We start from the raw sequence: 15348 nt of genomic DNA, 5'->3' as shown, positions 1-15348 counted from the left end.
ATGTCTCGGGAGCTGTGCTCAGCTCCCGAAAATTCATGTTAACCACGCTCGCCCGATTTTACAGCACGCTCTCCCTGGCGCTACCTCCCGTGGCGCTGGTGGTGCTCGGCAGCATGATCGCTGGCTTCAAAGAGAACGGGCCACAGTCCAACGGACTCGGGACCTTCATCCTGATTGCTGGCACCATCCTGGGGGTGCTGTCAGTCAATGCGGTCATCGTTGGAATTGTCGCGTGGCGCTGGCCCAGCGTTCGCACGACGTTTTCGCGCGTTTCCTGGATGGCAGGGGCATTGTTCGGCCTGGCCGTTATTCTCTACGGGGTGTTTAGCCTGCTTTAGATTCAACGTGTCACCTGCAGATCCACGTCCTTCGCACCTTCGGTAACCTCGAAATTCCAGTCACCTGCGCCGGGCTTTTGCTCATGCGTGGTTGCGGTGCCATCCGCCGTTTCCAGACCCGGAACATCAGCGGCGCTGTAGCTCACGGTCAGCTTCACTTTGCCAAGGATGGGGCCGGTTTTTTCGTCGAGCTTGAACTTGCCGTGCATCACCCGCGCGCAGGCCACCGGAGCGGAGGGATCTGCGGAGGCGAAAACGACGCTGCCCCAGCTCACCGGGGTGCCATTCACGGTGACTTTGCCATTGATGGCGGTGCGCTTCATCGGTTTGAGAAAGCCCTGATTGCGCAGCCAGTCGCGCAAATGACCGCTCCAAGTGCCGATCACGGGATCGCCGAGGTACAGGCCCACGCCATGCGGGCCGGGGCGGTAGATGTGGAGTTCAGCGGGGACTTTGTTCTTCCGACAGGCGAGGTAGAAGGCCACGGCATTCTCGGCGGGCACCACGGTATCCTCATCGGTCTGGAAGATGAAAATGGGGGGCGTGTTGGCCGTCACGCGTGTCTCAGTGCTCACGTGCTTCGCCAGTTCGTCGTTGTCATTCGGGCCGAGCAGGTTTTTGCGCGAGCCTTTGTGGCCGTAGTCTTCGATCATGGAGATCACGGGATAAGTCGGTGCGGCGACATCTGGGCGGGCGCTGACTTGATCGACGGCGTCATTCGTCATACCGGCGGGTTTTTCGTCAAACATCGTGGCCGCCATGGAGCTGAGATGGCCTCCGGCGGAGAAACCGATGATGCCGATGCGGTTTGGATCGATGCCATACGCCTTCGCATTCGCCCGCACATGGCGGATGGCGCGCTGCACATCGATGAGCTGCGTAGGAAAGTGGTAGCCCTGGCTTCCGAGGCGGTAGTGCAGCACGAAGGCCGAAACGCCGAGGCCGTTGAACCACTTCGCCACCTGCACGCCTTCATGGTCGGCGGCGAGACCGCCATAGCCGCCGCCGGGGCACACAACGAACGCAGCGCCATTCGCTTTGTCCTTGGCTGCCGCCCACACGTTGATGAAGGGCTGGTCCTTGTCTTCGTTGCCTTTCGCTCCCGGTGCGCCCTCAGGCCAGAGCTTGACCTTCACAGGCTCGGCCAGGGCTAGAGAGGTGAAAAAGAGGGCGGCGGCAAAAAGAGAAAGCTTGTTCATGCAGGTGGAAGTCTGTTAATCCTGTCTTTTCCACCCGTTCTTTCATCCGCCATGATCTCACGTCGTCATTTTCTTTCCACCAGCCTTGGCGCGCTCAGCGTCTCCACCCTGCCTGCCATTGAGCCCATCAAGCGTCCCGGCAAAAGCCGCATGCAGCTCGGCGTCGCCGCCTATAGCTTCCGCGAATACTTCCAGTGGATGCGTGACAAGGAGCAGAAGCCCAAGGGTGACCGCCCGCAGTGGAGCATCCTCGATTTCATCGACTGGTGCGGCGACAACAACGTGCCCGGCGCGGAAGTGACCAGCTACTTTTTCCCGAAGGATGTGGACGAGGCGTTCCTGCTTGAAGTGAAACGCCGTGCTTATCTGCGTGGTGTGCAACTCGCTGGCACCGCCGTGGGCAACAACTTTGCACTGCCGAAAGGCGAGAAGCTGAGCGAGCAGATCGCCTACACGAAGAAGTGGATCGACTATTCTGCGATCATGGGTGCACCGCACATCCGTGTGTTTGCCGGACCTCAGTCCAAAGAACTCAGCGAGGAGCAGGCGGTGGCAAACTGCCAGGAATCCTACCAGGAGTGTCTCGACTACGCCGCCAAGAAAGGCGTCTTCCTCGGTCTGGAAAACCACGGCGGCATCGTCGCTGAGCCGGAAAATCTCATCAAGATGGTGAAGGCCGCGAAGAGCCCCTGGGCGGGCATCAACTTGGACAGCGGGAACTTCCACACCGAAGACCCGTACGCCGATCTCGCCAAGATCGCCCCCTATGCGGTCAATGTGCAGCTCAAGATGGAAATCAGCCGCAAAGGTGTCAAAAAAGGCGAAAACGAACCCAGCGACGTGAAGCGCGTGATCCAGATCATGCGCGACGCCAACTACCAGGGCTGGTTCACGCTGGAGTTCGAAACAAAGGAAGACCCGTTTGTGCGAGTGCCGGAGATTTGCGACATGCTAAGACCTTTGCTGAGTTGAGTTTACAGTGGTTGGCAATTGTTTGCGGTGGTTTCCCCTACCAAGGCAGGGTTATGCCCATGCACCTCCACAAGCTCTGCGGAGCGGAACCTCTTTGAAAACCTCCGTCAACGACTGTAAACAACAGTCAAACAATCGTAACCCTCCCCTTTTCCTCCATGGCTACCTCATACACCACCACCGTTGTCATCGATAACTTCAGCCCCTGCTTGAATGGCGGTCGGTATCCGGTCAAACGCGTGATCGACGAGCCGCTGGATGTCTCCTGCGACATTTTCAAGGATGGCCACGATGTGATGAGCGCGATGCTGCGCTGGCGGCTGACGGGCTCGCGCCGCTGGTTTGAAGCGCCGATGAGGCTGGTGGATAACGACCGCTGGCAGGGCCAGTGCAGCTTTTCCAAAGCGGGGCGCTGGGAATACGTTGTCGAGGCCTGGGGCGACAGCTTCCGCTCATGGAAGAAAACCTTTGCGGTGCGGGTGCAGACCCAGGACCCCGATGCGCCGATCGAGGCGCAGGAAGGCGCACGACTTCTGCGTGAGGCTGGCAAGCGCGCACGCACCGCTGGCGTGCCCACAGCAGGGACTCAGCTCGAAGATTGCGCTGATCTGCTCACATCGGTGAAGCCTGCGGACCTCATGGACGTGCTGCTGTCCGACGAGATGCAGAACCTGATGGATCAGTATCCAGACCGCTCGCAGTCCACCACTTCCGACACGCTGCGCGCCACCGCTGAGCGCGAACGTGCCCGCTATTCCGCCTGGTATGAATTCTTCCCGCGTGGTGCCGAAGGCCGCAGCGACAAGCATTCCACCTTCCGCGATTGCCTGGGCCGCCTCGACCACGCAGCACACATGGGCTTTGATGTGATCTACTTCCCACCGATTCATCCGATCGGTGTCACGGCCCGCAAAGGCAAAAACAACACGCTCGCAGCCGGACCCGACGACGTCGGCAGTCCGTGGGCCATCGGTGGGCCGACAGGCGGACATTACAAGATCGAGCCGGCGCTCGGCACGGAGAAGGATTTTGTGTGGCTGGTCAAAGAAGCGCAGAAGCGCGGCATGGAGATCGCGCTCGACTTTGCGCTGAATTGCTCGCCCGATCACCCGTATGTCAAAGACCATCCCGAATGGTTCTACCAGCGCCCGGACGGCAGCATCCGCTACGCCGAAAATCCGCCGAAGAAGTATCAGGACATCTATCCGCTGAACTTCCATTGCGACGACTGGCGCAATCTGTGGAAAGAGCTGATCGAAGTCGTGCAGTTCTGGGTGGATCGTGGCGTGAAAATCTTCCGCGTCGATAATCCGCATACGAAGCCCGTCGCGTTCTGGGAGGAGCTCATCGGCACCATACAGCGCAAGGATCCCGATGTGCTTTTCCTCGCTGAGGCCTTCACCAAACCGAAGATGATGCAGATTCTAGGCAAGGTGGGCTTCACGCAGAGCTACACCTACTTCACCTGGCGTGAAGATCCCAAAGCACTCATCGAATACGCGACCGAGCTTACGCGCACGGACATGCGCTGGTATTACCGCGCGAATTTCTGGCCCAACACGCCCGACATCCTGCCCGGCCACCTGCAGAATGCCACGTCGCAGATGTTCCGCATACGCGCCGCGCTCGCCGCCACCATGTCATCCTGCTGGGGCATGTACTCCGGCTACGAACTCTGTGAAAACGACCCGTATCCCGGCAAGGAGGAGTACGACAACAGCGAGAAATACGAGCTGAAGCAGCGCGACTACAATCAACTCGGCAACCTCACCGCCTTCATCCGTGCGCTCAACCTGATCCGCCGCGACAATCCCGCGCTGCATCTCTACGACAATCTCAGCTTCCACAGCGCCGATCACGCCGAGATGATTTGCTACAGCAAAGTCACCCCTGATTTCAGCAATCGCATTCTCTGTGTGATCAGCCACGATGCCCTTCAGCCCGCCATCGGCACGGTGCACATCGATCTGGCGGCCCTCGGCCTCGACGGCAGCCGTCCCTACAAGGTCACCGACCTCATGCACAATCAGACCTACGAATGGCGCGGCGTGGACAACTACGTCGCCCTGCACCCCAACGGTATGTCGATGCACATCTTCAAGGTGGAGCAGTGAGGTGACATGAAACCTATGCTCTGCCTGCTGGTGCTGACGTGCAGTGCGCAGGCACAGCAGTGGCGGCTGGTGTCATCGTCCAAAGCTGCCCCCATGGGCCATGGGGCGGTGTATGTCGTCAAACAAATCTCCGGGCCAGCCAAGGCGGAGATCAGGCTAGTCTTGTTCGATGAGAAGCAGTGTGAGTTGCGAGTGGTCGCCAATGGCGACAGCAAAACAGCCCGGTCGCTTGATGAAATCGGGCGCGCAGAGAAAGCGCTGGCAGTCTGCAATGGCGGTTACTTCAATCCAGGCAATGATGACCTTGGGCCCGTAGGGCTGGAGATCGCGAAAGGTGTTCGCAGCAACAAATTCATCGTGGGCCAATGGGTCGGAGGACTGATGGTAAAGCAGGGAACTGCATCATTGGTTTGGGATAATGAGTTCAACGACACGCCCGAAATCAGTAATTTCGTGCAGTGCAGTCCCTGGCTGGTCAGCGATGGCCGCCCCTGGCCGGTGCCACCGACGAAGGAGCCGGAGCCGCGCAACCACCGCACCTTTATCATGACCGATGCAGCTGGCCACTGGGCCATCGGCACCTGTAAACGCACCGGACTACTCGAACTCGCTCACATCCTCGTCACGCCCGGCATCATCACAGAGATGAAGGTGCAACGGGCGCTCAATCTTGATGGCGGCCCTTCCACCAGCCTGTGGTGCCGCAGCGAATCCGGTGCCGTGCAGTTTGAAAAACCCGGTTGGGCGGTGCGCAATGCCATTGCTGTCGTGCCGCGAAATTCCAAGTGAGATGTGGCGGTTTCGATACGTTCGAAAAGAATGCGATCCACCATCTTCAGCCTCCTCGTCCTCGGATTGATCTCCACCGCCAGCGCCCAGCAGGCGAAATGGTACAAGGGCAACACGCACACTCACTCCCTATGGAGCGATGGGAATGACTTTCCCGAGATGATCACGGACTGGTACAAGGAGCATGGCTACGATTTCCTGGCGATCTCTGACCACAACGTGCTCCAGGCGAAAGAGGTGTGGATGAGCGTGCCCGCAGTCGAAAAGCGGCGCAAAGCGCTGGGCAAGACGACGATGGACAAATATCGCGCCCGCTTTGGTGATGACTGGGTGACAACCCGTGAGAAAGAAGGAGCGACTGAAGTGCGGCTGAAGAAGCTGGAGGAATACCGGCCCAAGTTTGAAGAGCCGGGGAAATTCCTGCTCGTGCAGGCGGAAGAAATCAGCGCGGGAATCGGCAAGGTGCCGGTGCATCTGGGCGCAGTGAACCTGCGTGAAGAAATCAAGCCGATCAAAGACCTCGGCAGCGTGCAGGAGGTGATGCGGGCGAACTTTCAGATGGTGAATGAGCAGTCCAAACGGCTCGGCATCCCCATGTTCACGCATATCAACCATCCAAACTTCCGCTGGGCCTTTACGGCGGATGACATGGCGGCGGTCCTGGAAGAAAATTTCTGGGAGATCTACAATGGCCATCCAGGCATCAACTGGCTGGGAGATGAGACGCGCGTGGGTCACGAGAAGCTGTGGGACATTGCGAACACGCTGCGCATCGCGCAGTTCAAGGCCCCGCCGCTGTATGGCGTGGGCACGGATGACGCCCATCACTACCACGGCGAAGACAGCAGCCCCGGGCGCGGCTGGGTGATGGTGCGCGCTTCAAAGCTCGATCCAAATGAACTCGTGAACGCCATGAAAGCAGGCGATTTTTATGCCTCTTCCGGCGTCACTCTGGATGACGTAAGCTTCACCGACGGAACCCTGCGAATCCGCATTCATGCCGAACCCGGAGTCAAATATGAAACGGTGATCCGAGGCACTTTACAAGGCTTTGATGCGACGACACAGGACGTCAAAACGCCCCCGGGCGACACCTATCCCACCCGCAAGCTTTACTCCGAGGATGTGGGCAAAACGCTGGCGAAGATCGAAGGCAGCGAGATCGTTTGGAAACCCACCGGCAAGGAATTGTACTTCCGCGCGACGGTTGTCTCTTCAAAGCCGCATCCGAATCCGTCATTCAAAGGCCAGACTGAAATGGCCTGGACGCAGCCGATGGGCTGGAAAAAGTAGCTGTGCCAAACAGTAGCCATCTCGCTCTGCGAGATGAGCCCAGCGTTGCGAGTCTCGCACAGAGCTGTCGCGTCACACACGGCCCTGCGGCATTTGCTACAAGGTGTTTGCGTGGGGTGTTGTGCTCCTCTCGCGGAGCGAGAGGGCTGCTATCGCACCCGCAGCCCTTGCATGCGCCCTTGCATGGCTTCGAACATTGGGGCCATCTCCAACTTCATGGAGAGGGGGGCTTCCTTGAAGAAGAGGCCCATGTCCTTGGTGAAGGATTTTTCAAAGCTGGCGACGTCCTGGTCCAGGATCATCTGCATCTCAGGATTCTTCGCGGCTTTCTTTTTCATCTCGCGCTGAATGCCGCCGATGATGCGGCGGCGCTCTTCGACGGGCAGTTTTTCCAGGCCCTTCATCACGGCTTTGAAGTTTTCCTCCACGGTGCGATTCACATACTCGCCTTTTTCTTCATCGGTGAGCGATTTGAAAAAACGGTCCATGGTTTCCAGGCCGTCCTCGCGCATCGTGCTACGCTGGTTGAAGTCCAGCCTGATGACGGTGCTGGTGACCTTGTCGAGGTAGGCTGTGCGCTTCGCCTCGGAGAAGTCCTCATCCGCTAACCAGGGTGCATTCGCCATGAGGGCCAGCGTCTTTTCCGGTGAGAACACGGAGTCTTCCGTCACCCACATGACCACGCCAACCCCTGTCCACACAAGGGCAAGAAAGGCGACGACCTGGAACCAGAAGCGTTGGAGCGGCATAGGCCGGTTACTTCTTGCCAAAGCGGCGACCTAGCAACGAGAGAAATTCGCCCGCCTCCTCCACCTTGAGCTTTTTGGTGACGGCGAAATAAGCGATGGCGGCAGTGGCAATGCTGACGCCCAGCCCAGCGCAGCGCAGCAGGAAGTTCAGGTGCGACCAGTCCGCCATGATCGTGTACTTCGCCGCCAGACAGACGGCGGACATGGCGGCAATGCCGACGAGGAGCTTGATGAGCGACTGCACCAGAGAGCCGGTTTCGAGGCCGGAGGCGAACTTGCGCATGCAGAGATAAAGCGTGAGGAAATTGAGCGAGAGACCGACCGCCGTGGCCCAGGCGAGCGCGGTGTGATCCCACTTCAAAACAAAGACAGTGATGGAGTTCACGGTCCCGGTGAACACGATGACGCCGATGCTGACCATCATCGGAATGAAGCGACGGTTGATGGTGTAGAACGCAGGCTGAAGCACCTTGATGGCGGCGTAGAAGATCAGGCCAAAGGCATAGGCCTGGAGCGGTGCAGCGGTGTTTTGCACGTCCACGGCGGTGAATTTGCCGTGCTCGAAAATGACGGAGATGATCTCCTGCGAAAGTAGCGCGAGACCGACCGCACAGGGCAACGTGAGGAAGAGCACCAGGCGCAGTCCTTTCGCCAAGGCGCTGCGGAAGGCGGGCGTCATGCCTTCGGTGGCAAGGCGGGAGAGCATGGGCAGTGTGACGGTGGCGACGGCGACGCCGAAGAGGCCGAGCGGGAGCTGCTGAAGGCGCTGCGCATTTGCCAGCCAGGCGAGCGATTTTTCGTGTCCCTCGGTGAAGGTGGCGAAAATGGTATTGAGCAGCACCGCGACCTGGGTGCCGCTGGCGGCCAGCATGGAGGGCCACATGAGGTGCAACACCTCCTTCACCGCCGGGTCTTTGCAGCCGAAGTCGAAGCGAAAGCGAAACCCCACGCGATAAAGCGAAGGAAGCTGCACCGCGAGCTGCAGCACTCCGCCAATCAAGGTGCCGATGGCGAAGCCGGTGAGGCCTCTTTCGCTGACATGTCCATGACGGAAGCCGGGATCAATGATCCACGCGAGCGCGACGCCGCCGACGATGCAGCCGAGATTGAAGAACGCCGAAGCGACGGCGGGAATGAAGAACACTTTCTTCGAGTTCAGCATGCCCATGACCAGCGCCGTGACGGACACGATGGCGATGAATGGATACATGATCTGCGCCAGCCAGATGCCGAGCACCTTGGCCTCTTCACTCAGACCGGGCGTCAGCAGGCGGAAGATGATCGGCGAGAGCAGCACGCCGGCGATGGCGACGATGCTCATGAACCACATCGACAGCGAGATCATCTTGCGCCCGAGCTCCCAGGCGGCCTCGTCGCCCTCGGTCTTCATCTTTTTCGAAAACGTGGTGACGAAGGCGGTGGAGAGCGCCCCTTCGGCAAACAGATCCCGCAGCATGTTCGGCGTACGGAAGGCGGCGGTGAAGATGCCGGCAAAGGCGGAGCCGAAGTAGCCGTTCAGCATCTGGTCCCGCACGAGTCCCAGGACACGGCTGCAGAGGATGGCAATGGAAACGACCCCGGTGGATCGTGCAGTGGAGTTGGATTCCGGCTTGGGGGCTACCGGAGCTGATGGAGTAGCGTCATTCATGGGAGCTTTATGCGTCATTGAGCCTGATCCATTTGCACACGGAGCTGACCTGAGCATGCAGGATACGCCAAGGGTCGTTGACCTCGTGGTCGGCTGGCGAAAACGGTGTCGCCGATGCAGGCTTGCGCCATGCATCTCTGTCACCGCACTCCAAGACGCTGGCGCGCTCTTGCAAGCTCCAGCGCTCCCGCGTACGCGAAGCGTCTTGGAGTGCGGTGGCAAGCTTGGGCGCGACACCGCTTTCGCAGGCCGGATGGCATGCTGGGGCCAAAGAACGTTCTGCATCCAGCGAAGGCGGTGTCGCCGATGCAGGCTTGCGACGTGAAAAATCGATGTCCGCACGTGGATCGAAATACGTGAAGTCGTCGAAGAGATTGAGAGGGGACGTTTGCAATCGTGGCGATGATGGGGCGGATGGGACGAACTGCAACCGGGACGGTTGTACTACGCGCGATTGCGCTACGCTGGACTGCAACCGAGACGGTTGCGCTACGTGTAGCGGCCGCTGGCGCGGCGCAGTTTGTCCATCATGGCGATTCCCATGCCATGTTCATGCAACGGTTCTGCAATGATTTCATCGACGCCGAGCTTGTCGAGGGCGCGGAGGACGTAGAAGAAGCGCACGGCGGCTTCGGGCAGCTTGCCGTTGCCGGGGCTGAGCATCATGACTTCTTCCCATTCGCAGAGATTGAGGTAGCCGTCCTTTTCTTCGCCACGGTAGCTGAGGAGGGCGTAGCGTTTGCCTTCTTCAGGAATGAAATCCTGAGGTCGCTCAAGCAGGCGCAGGGGCGTCTTGGGCGCGTAATGCGAGGCGAGCTGGCCGGGGGCGGCGGTGGCCTCATCGACGACGGTGCGGGAGGCGTAGCGCACTTTGCCATAGAGTTTCAAATCTTCCGCCGTGATAGGACCCGGGCGCACGATGGTGATGAACATCTTCGGGCTGCCGGGCTCGATCTTGATGATGGTGGACTCCAGTCCGTACATGCAGGCGCCGGCATCAACGATGAGATGGATGCGACCTTCGAGCTCCGCAAGCACGGCACTGGCAGACGTCGGGCTGATGGAGCCGAAACGATTCGCACTAGGGGCGGCGATGGGTTTGCCGAGATCGGTGATTACTCGGCGGAAAATCGAATTGGAGCTGACGCGTACGGCGACGGTCGGCAGCCCTGCGGTCACGAGGTCGGGCACGATGGGCTTCTTGGGCAGCAGGATGGTGAGAGGGCCGGGCCAGAAGCGCTCGACCATTTTCTTCAGCGTCGCAGCGATCTCCGGCGGCACGTCGGCCACGAGATCAATCTGCTCCTTGCTGGCCAGATGGACGATGAGCGGGTCGAAGGTGGGGCGCTCCTTGGCTTCGAAGATTTTCGCGACGGCTTCCGCGTCGAGCGCGTTGGCCGCGAGGCCATAGACGGTTTCAGTGGGCAGGGCGACGATTTCGCCCTCGCGCAGCAGCCGGACGGCTTCATCGACCGCCTGGTGCATGAGCGGTGGCTGGTCGGTGGGCAGAACGGCGGTGACGTAACTCATGATGGCGATGTGTGGCTTTCAATCACCGCCCAGGCGTTGTGATTGTGGATGGATTCGTAATTTTCTGCTTCAACGCGGAACCAGGTGATGCGCGAATGCGCCTTGGCTTTCACCGCGATGTTGCGCACGAGGTCTTCGACGAAGACGGGATTGTCGTAGGCGGCTTCGGTGACGAATTTTTCGTCAGGACGTTTCAGGACGCTGTACAATTCGCTGCTGGCGCTTTGTTCAACGAGTTCGAGGAGATCTTCGATCCAGACGGGTTCGCTGAAACGAATGGCGAGAGTGACGGTGCCGCGCTGATTGTGGGCACCCCGGGCGCTGATGGCCTTGGAGCAGGGGCAGAGCGTGGTCACGGGCACTTCCACGGTGAGGACGAAATCGGTTTTGTCCTTGTCCGTGTTCACTTCAAAGATCACGCCGTAGTCGAGCAGGCCCTCGGCGCCGGAGACGGGGGCTTTTTTGGCGCGGAAATACGGGAAGCGCATTTCGACATGCGCTTTGTCAGCGTGGAGCTTTTTCATCAACTCGTGCGGCATGGCGACGATGTTGGAGACAGTGAGCTCCGTGCCGTGGGCATGCAGCACCTCGACAAAGCGGCTCATGTGAGTGCCTTTGAACTGGTGCGGCAGATCAACGGCCAGTGAAACGGTGGCGACGGTGTGCTGCACGGCGGCATCACGGTCGCGGATGCTCAGGGGAAAGCGCAAGCTGCGCACGCCCACGCGATCAATGGGCAGACGGCGGTCATCGCGTTCGTTTTGCGTGTCGGAAAGGGCGGACATAGGCTGGAAATGAAACTTCCCACTGCCGCGAATTGCAACAGTGGGAAGCAGATCAAAAGGGACCCTTTAAGGGCAGACCCTGGAAAATCAGGCCATGAGGTTCACAGCGCGGGAGCGCTTGATCTCACGGACGACCACGCGGTGCAGCCAGGCTGGAAGACCAGTGATGCGGCGGGGGATGAGCTTGCCGGACTCCGTGGTGAAACGGGCGAGCAGTTCAGGATTGGTATAGGAAATCTTTTCCACCGGGATGTCCACTCGGCGACGCGGCATCTTGCGATTCGCGCGACGGAAATTGGACATGCGTTCTTTGGTCTTCGGTTGCATGGCAGTCTTGGGTAAAAATTAGCGGGTTTCGCGGTGAAGGGTGCGCTTTTTCATGAAGTGATTAAACTTCACCTTCTCAAGACGACCGGGGGTGCGGACGCTCTTCTTGTTCCGCGTGGTCACGTAGCGGGAGGGTGGCATACCTGCGGCTTTCGCTTCGGTGCATTCAAGGGTGATGATTTCTCGCGGCATAAATTTGGGGCACTGAGGCTAGATCACTCTTTGGAGAAGTCAAGCGATTCGCCTGAGTTGTTGTTCGAAGAGCTCGGAGCGGCGTCATCGTCGTCCTTGTCGTCGTCGGATGCGTCGTCGGCATTGTCGAGGCCGAAGAGGGAGTGGACAGGGCGGCTCCAGCGGCCGCTCATCTGGCTGCGCTCCAGCTTTTCCTGATAGGTGACGGAGAAACGGGCGAAGGGCATGGCCTCCAGGCGCTCTTCAGGAATCATGACGCCGGTGCCTTCGCACATTCCGTAGGTGCCGGTTTCGATGCGCTTGAGCGCCTCGTTGATTTCGTAGAGGGCGTCCTGTTCCTTGCCGAGCAGGCTGAGGGCGAAGTCGCGGTCATAGGCATCACTGCCGGCGTCGGCCTGATGCATGCCGAAAGCGGAGGCGTCGCCGTTTTCATTGCGGATGGTTTCGCTGGCCACGCCTTCGATGGAGTTCAGGTAGGCGTCGCGCAGTTCGATCAGGCGCTGCTTCTGCTTTTTGAGGAAGGGGGTCATCTTCACCGGCCCTTTGGCGATTTCGATGGTGATGCCTTCTTCTTCACGATTCAGGCGTGAGCGCGGGGTGCCGGAGGTGGAAACCGAGGTGCGACCCTTGGGAACCAGCGGGGCAGGTGTAGACTTGGAAGGCTTGGACACTTTGGCCGGAGCCACGGCGGCCACAGGGGCGGTCTTCACGGGTGCCGGAGCAGGAGCAGGCTTGGCAGCAGGCTTCTCAGCCTTGGCCGGGGCCTTGGCGGCGGCTTTCTTGGCAGGAGCAGCAGCTTTAGCGGCGGCTTTTTTTGCGGGGGCAGGTGCCTTGGCAGCAGCTTTTGTCGGGGCGGTTTTCTTCACAGGCATGGGGGAGGTTTTCTTCGCGGCGGGTTTTTGCGGCGCCGCTTTTTTCAAAATGGGTTGGCTCTTCGATTTTGCCGCCGGCTTGGCGGCCTTGGCAGGAACGGGTTTGTTCTTCGATTTTGCCGCGGGCTTGGCAGGAACGGGTTTGCTCTTCGACTTCACCGCCTTGACAGGGGCCTTTTTCACGGGCTTGGCAGCGGGCTTGTTCTTAACTGCGGGTTTCTTGGGTTTCGCAGGCATGACTTTGTCAGTGGTGGGTTAGTCGATAAACGTCTCTGTTAATGCACCTGGCCACAGGGCGGAAAAAGAGGCGCGGATTCTGCCTGCGGTTGTCAAAACACGCAACCAGTATTCCAACGCCGCCTCAAGGTTCCCATTTCTGACTGATTTGGCGGGTTGCGCCTGCATGGGCAAAGCCTACTCTTCCTCCATGAATGCCGAGCCCCCCTCCAGTTCCGCACTTTCCAGCCTGTGGCAGCAGATCCGCGCGGTGCTCGACCTGGTGCTGGACCTCTCTTTCAAGCGCTTCGTCACTCCACACCTCTTGCGCATGCTGTATGTGCTGAGCCTGCTGGCAGCCCTTTTTTATGCCGTGTCATGGATGTTCACCGGCCTCTTGGGCTTCGTCATGGCTCCGGTGGCCTTGCTGTTTTACCTGATCATCGCACGCGTCACCGTGGAGCTGATCCTCGCGATCTTCCGCATCGCCGAGCACCTGGCACCCATGGCCGACGAGCCGGTCGTGAGACCTGTGTCCAAGCGGGGCTCGTTTACCGAGCCGATGCGCTAAGTCAGTCGTGGGATGGGTGTGGCGCCCGCCCGTCAGCGCGCTGCAACGCACCCTGCCTAGGTTCCAAACCGGGGAGCTTGTGAAATTTTTCACAAAATCGGGTTGCCGCTCTTCATTGCGTCCTGATAATCGGCTTGCCGATGTCCACTCCCCTGCTCGCCACGTTCGATCTCCTTGCGCTCGCCATTTCGGTGGGGAAGATCGTTTTCCTTACTTTTCTGGTCATTCTCCCGCTGGTGTCGATCGCCGTTTACTTTGAGCGACGCATCTCCGCTGTGATCCAGGACCGCGTGGGTCCGAACCGCGTGGGTGTTCCGCTGACTCTGTTTGGTTTCAAGAAAGACTGGCAGCCCTTCGGCATCGGTGGTCTGGCCCAGGCGGCGGCAGACGGCCTGAAGTTCATTTTGAAGGAAGACTTTGTGCCTGCCCACGTGCGCACTTTCTACTACTGGCTGGCTCCCTGCATGACGGTGGTGCCTGCGCTGCTCACCTGCGTGGTGCTGCCTTTCGGCAGTGAGCTGAACCTCTCCTTTCTCGGCATCGCCGAGCCGGTCAAACTGGTGATCGCAGACCTGAGCATCGGGCCGCTGTTCACCTTCGCCATCGCCTCCCTCGGCGTGTATGGCATCGTCCTCGCCGGGTGGGCCTCCAATTCCAAGTACCCCTTCCTCGGCGGCGTGCGCGCCAGTGCGCAGATGATCTCGTATGAAATCTCGCTGGGCCTTTCAATCGTCCCGGTGCTGATGATTTTCGGCGAGCTGAATCTGACCAAGATGTCCGCCTTCCAAGATGCCAACGGCTGGCTGCTGCTGCCCTTCTGGGGCGAAGGCCTCAGCGTCGCACGCTGGGTGCTGCTGGTGCCCATCGTCATCTCCTTTGTCATCTTCACCGTCTCGATGTTTGCCGAGACGAACCGCCTGCCCTTCGACCTTGCCGAGTGCGAAACGGAACTCGTGGCCGGTTATCACACCGAATACAGCTCCATGAAGTTCGCCCTGTTCTTCATGGGTGAATACGCCGCGATGATCATCGGCTCAGGCCTGGCGGTGACGCTGTTCCTCGGTGGCTGGAGCATTCCTTTCTGGCCTTTGCTGGAGAAAATCATCCCGCTGCAGTTGCATTATACGCCCGACACCACGCCGCTTTACACCGGCCTGCTGCACATCGCGACGTTCTTCGGCAAGGTGTTCTTCTTCATTGTCTTCTTCATCATCATCCGCTGGACCCTGCCCCGCTTCCGCTTCGATCAGCTCATGGCCCTCGGCTGGAAAGTGTTCTTCGAGCTCGCCCTCGCGAACGTCTTCCTCACCGCGCTGCTGATGTGGTGGTTTCCTCTGAAGTGAGCCACCTTTCCGCTATCAGAGCGAGAAACGCCCCGATGAAACCGCCGCATAGATCGGCGGTGAAATCCCACACATCCCCACCGCTGCGGCCGGGCGTGAAGGTTTGATGCCACTCGTCAAAGCCGCCCACAGCGCCGCAGAACAGCACCGTGAGGAGGATGGCGGTCTTGGTGGCTTGGGCGAAACCGGCGAGACGCAGCCCCAGCAGGAAGCACATGCCGCCTGCTGCGAAAAAGATCACGTGCTCGATCTTGTCCACGCCCTCAAACTTCGCAGGGGACGGCAGGTGGCTTTGGGAGGACAGCCAGAACAGCACTCCGAACCACAGCAGGACCAAAAAACGCCAGAGCGAGGGAGACGAGAGGAAGCGCGGCAGATGCATCGTGCGCGGAATTATCACGACCGGATCA

The 15348-nt window shown here is 59.6% G+C and carries 17 protein-coding genes; 7 read left to right on the top strand and 10 right to left on the bottom strand.

Annotated features, from left to right (window positions below; all coding sequences use genetic code 11):
• Window positions 1-35 precede the first annotated feature (35 nt).
• Window positions 36-338, top strand: coding sequence for a hypothetical protein (locus PSV43_RS05650; RefSeq protein ID WP_300194562.1), 303 nt, complete (start codon window positions 36-38; stop codon window positions 336-338).
• Window positions 339-340: 2 nt separating this feature from the next.
• Here PSV43_RS05650 and PSV43_RS05645 read toward each other — a convergent pair whose 3' ends face one another.
• Window positions 341-1537: an alpha/beta hydrolase gene (locus tag PSV43_RS05645; protein ID WP_300194561.1), complete on the bottom strand. Its 1197-nt coding sequence runs from the start codon at window positions 1535-1537 to the stop codon at window positions 341-343.
• Between the two features lie 51 nt (window positions 1538-1588).
• Between PSV43_RS05645 and PSV43_RS05640 the strand changes: the two genes are divergently transcribed.
• The 4 genes from PSV43_RS05640 (at window position 1589) to PSV43_RS05625 (ending at window position 6705) form a co-directional block, all read left to right on the top strand.
• Window positions 1589-2509: a sugar phosphate isomerase/epimerase family protein gene (locus PSV43_RS05640; protein ID WP_300194560.1), complete on the top strand. Its 921-nt coding sequence runs from the start codon at window positions 1589-1591 to the stop codon at window positions 2507-2509.
• Window positions 2510-2667: 158 nt separating this feature from the next.
• Window positions 2668-4623, top strand: a complete 1956-nt coding sequence (locus tag PSV43_RS05635) for an alpha-1,4-glucan--maltose-1-phosphate maltosyltransferase (protein ID WP_300194559.1) — start codon at window positions 2668-2670, stop codon at window positions 4621-4623.
• A gap of 6 nt (window positions 4624-4629) precedes the next feature.
• The gene (locus tag PSV43_RS05630; protein ID WP_300194558.1) at window positions 4630-5412 is read left to right on the top strand and encodes a phosphodiester glycosidase family protein; all 783 of its coding nucleotides are present in this window, start codon (window positions 4630-4632) and stop codon (window positions 5410-5412) included.
• 30 nt (window positions 5413-5442) lie between these two features.
• Window positions 5443-6705 carry a hypothetical protein gene (locus PSV43_RS05625; protein ID WP_300194557.1) on the top strand — a complete coding sequence of 421 codons (1263 nt, stop codon included), beginning with the start codon at window positions 5443-5445 and terminating at the stop codon, window positions 6703-6705.
• Window positions 6706-6854: 149 nt separating this feature from the next.
• On the opposite strand, the gene PSV43_RS05620 is transcribed toward PSV43_RS05625, so the two are convergent.
• From PSV43_RS05620 to PSV43_RS05585, 8 genes are all read right to left on the bottom strand, one after another.
• On the bottom strand, window positions 6855-7454 hold the full coding sequence (locus PSV43_RS05620; RefSeq protein ID WP_300194556.1) for a hypothetical protein: 600 nt from the start codon (window positions 7452-7454) through the stop codon (window positions 6855-6857).
• Window positions 7455-7461: 7 nt separating this feature from the next.
• Entirely contained in the window at window positions 7462-9102 is a 1641-nt protein-coding gene (gene murJ / locus PSV43_RS05615) for a murein biosynthesis integral membrane protein MurJ (RefSeq protein ID WP_300194555.1), read from the bottom strand.
• Between the two features lie 7 nt (window positions 9103-9109).
• The gene (locus PSV43_RS05610) at window positions 9110-9496 is read right to left on the bottom strand and encodes a hypothetical protein (protein ID WP_300194554.1); all 387 of its coding nucleotides are present in this window, start codon (window positions 9494-9496) and stop codon (window positions 9110-9112) included.
• Between the two features lie 95 nt (window positions 9497-9591).
• Window positions 9592-10632, bottom strand: a complete 1041-nt coding sequence (locus tag PSV43_RS05605) for an L-threonylcarbamoyladenylate synthase (RefSeq protein ID WP_300194553.1) — start codon at window positions 10630-10632, stop codon at window positions 9592-9594.
• Window positions 10629-11417: a GTP cyclohydrolase FolE2 gene (folE2, locus tag PSV43_RS05600; RefSeq protein WP_300194552.1), complete on the bottom strand. Its 789-nt coding sequence runs from the start codon at window positions 11415-11417 to the stop codon at window positions 10629-10631. The genes PSV43_RS05605 and folE2 overlap by 4 nt, the downstream gene beginning before the upstream one ends.
• Window positions 11418-11504: 87 nt before the next feature.
• Window positions 11505-11744: a 30S ribosomal protein S18 gene (rpsR, locus tag PSV43_RS05595; protein WP_294397375.1), complete on the bottom strand. Its 240-nt coding sequence runs from the start codon at window positions 11742-11744 to the stop codon at window positions 11505-11507.
• A gap of 18 nt (window positions 11745-11762) precedes the next feature.
• Window positions 11763-11936, bottom strand: a complete 174-nt coding sequence (gene rpmG, locus PSV43_RS05590) for a 50S ribosomal protein L33 (protein ID WP_294397372.1) — start codon at window positions 11934-11936, stop codon at window positions 11763-11765.
• A gap of 23 nt (window positions 11937-11959) precedes the next feature.
• On the bottom strand, window positions 11960-13045 hold the full coding sequence (locus PSV43_RS05585) for a TraR/DksA C4-type zinc finger protein (protein WP_300194551.1): 1086 nt from the start codon (window positions 13043-13045) through the stop codon (window positions 11960-11962).
• Between the two features lie 190 nt (window positions 13046-13235).
• Here PSV43_RS05585 and PSV43_RS05580 point away from each other — a divergent pair, with 190 nt between their 5' ends.
• Together PSV43_RS05580 and PSV43_RS05575 are read left to right on the top strand one after the other, a co-directional pair.
• Complete coding sequence (locus PSV43_RS05580; RefSeq protein WP_300194550.1) at window positions 13236-13595, top strand: DUF4282 domain-containing protein; 360 nt, start codon at window positions 13236-13238, stop codon at window positions 13593-13595.
• Window positions 13596-13735: 140 nt separating this feature from the next.
• On the top strand, window positions 13736-14938 hold the full coding sequence (locus PSV43_RS05575; protein ID WP_300194549.1) for a complex I subunit 1 family protein: 1203 nt from the start codon (window positions 13736-13738) through the stop codon (window positions 14936-14938).
• Here PSV43_RS05575 and PSV43_RS05570 read toward each other — a convergent pair.
• Window positions 14901-15338 (bottom strand): VanZ family protein, encoded by a 438-nt coding sequence (locus PSV43_RS05570; protein ID WP_300194548.1) that lies wholly within the window; start codon window positions 15336-15338, stop codon window positions 14901-14903. The two genes, PSV43_RS05575 and PSV43_RS05570, sit on opposite strands and share 38 nt — an antisense overlap.
• Between the last annotated feature and the right edge of the window lie 10 nt (window positions 15339-15348).

Origin of the sequence: Prosthecobacter sp. (assembly GCF_029946185.1) — a bacterium.
Lineage (GTDB): Bacteria > Verrucomicrobiota > Verrucomicrobiia > Verrucomicrobiales > Verrucomicrobiaceae > Prosthecobacter.
Note: the sequence above shows the minus strand (reverse complement) of the source record. Positions and strands in the feature narration are given on the sequence as shown.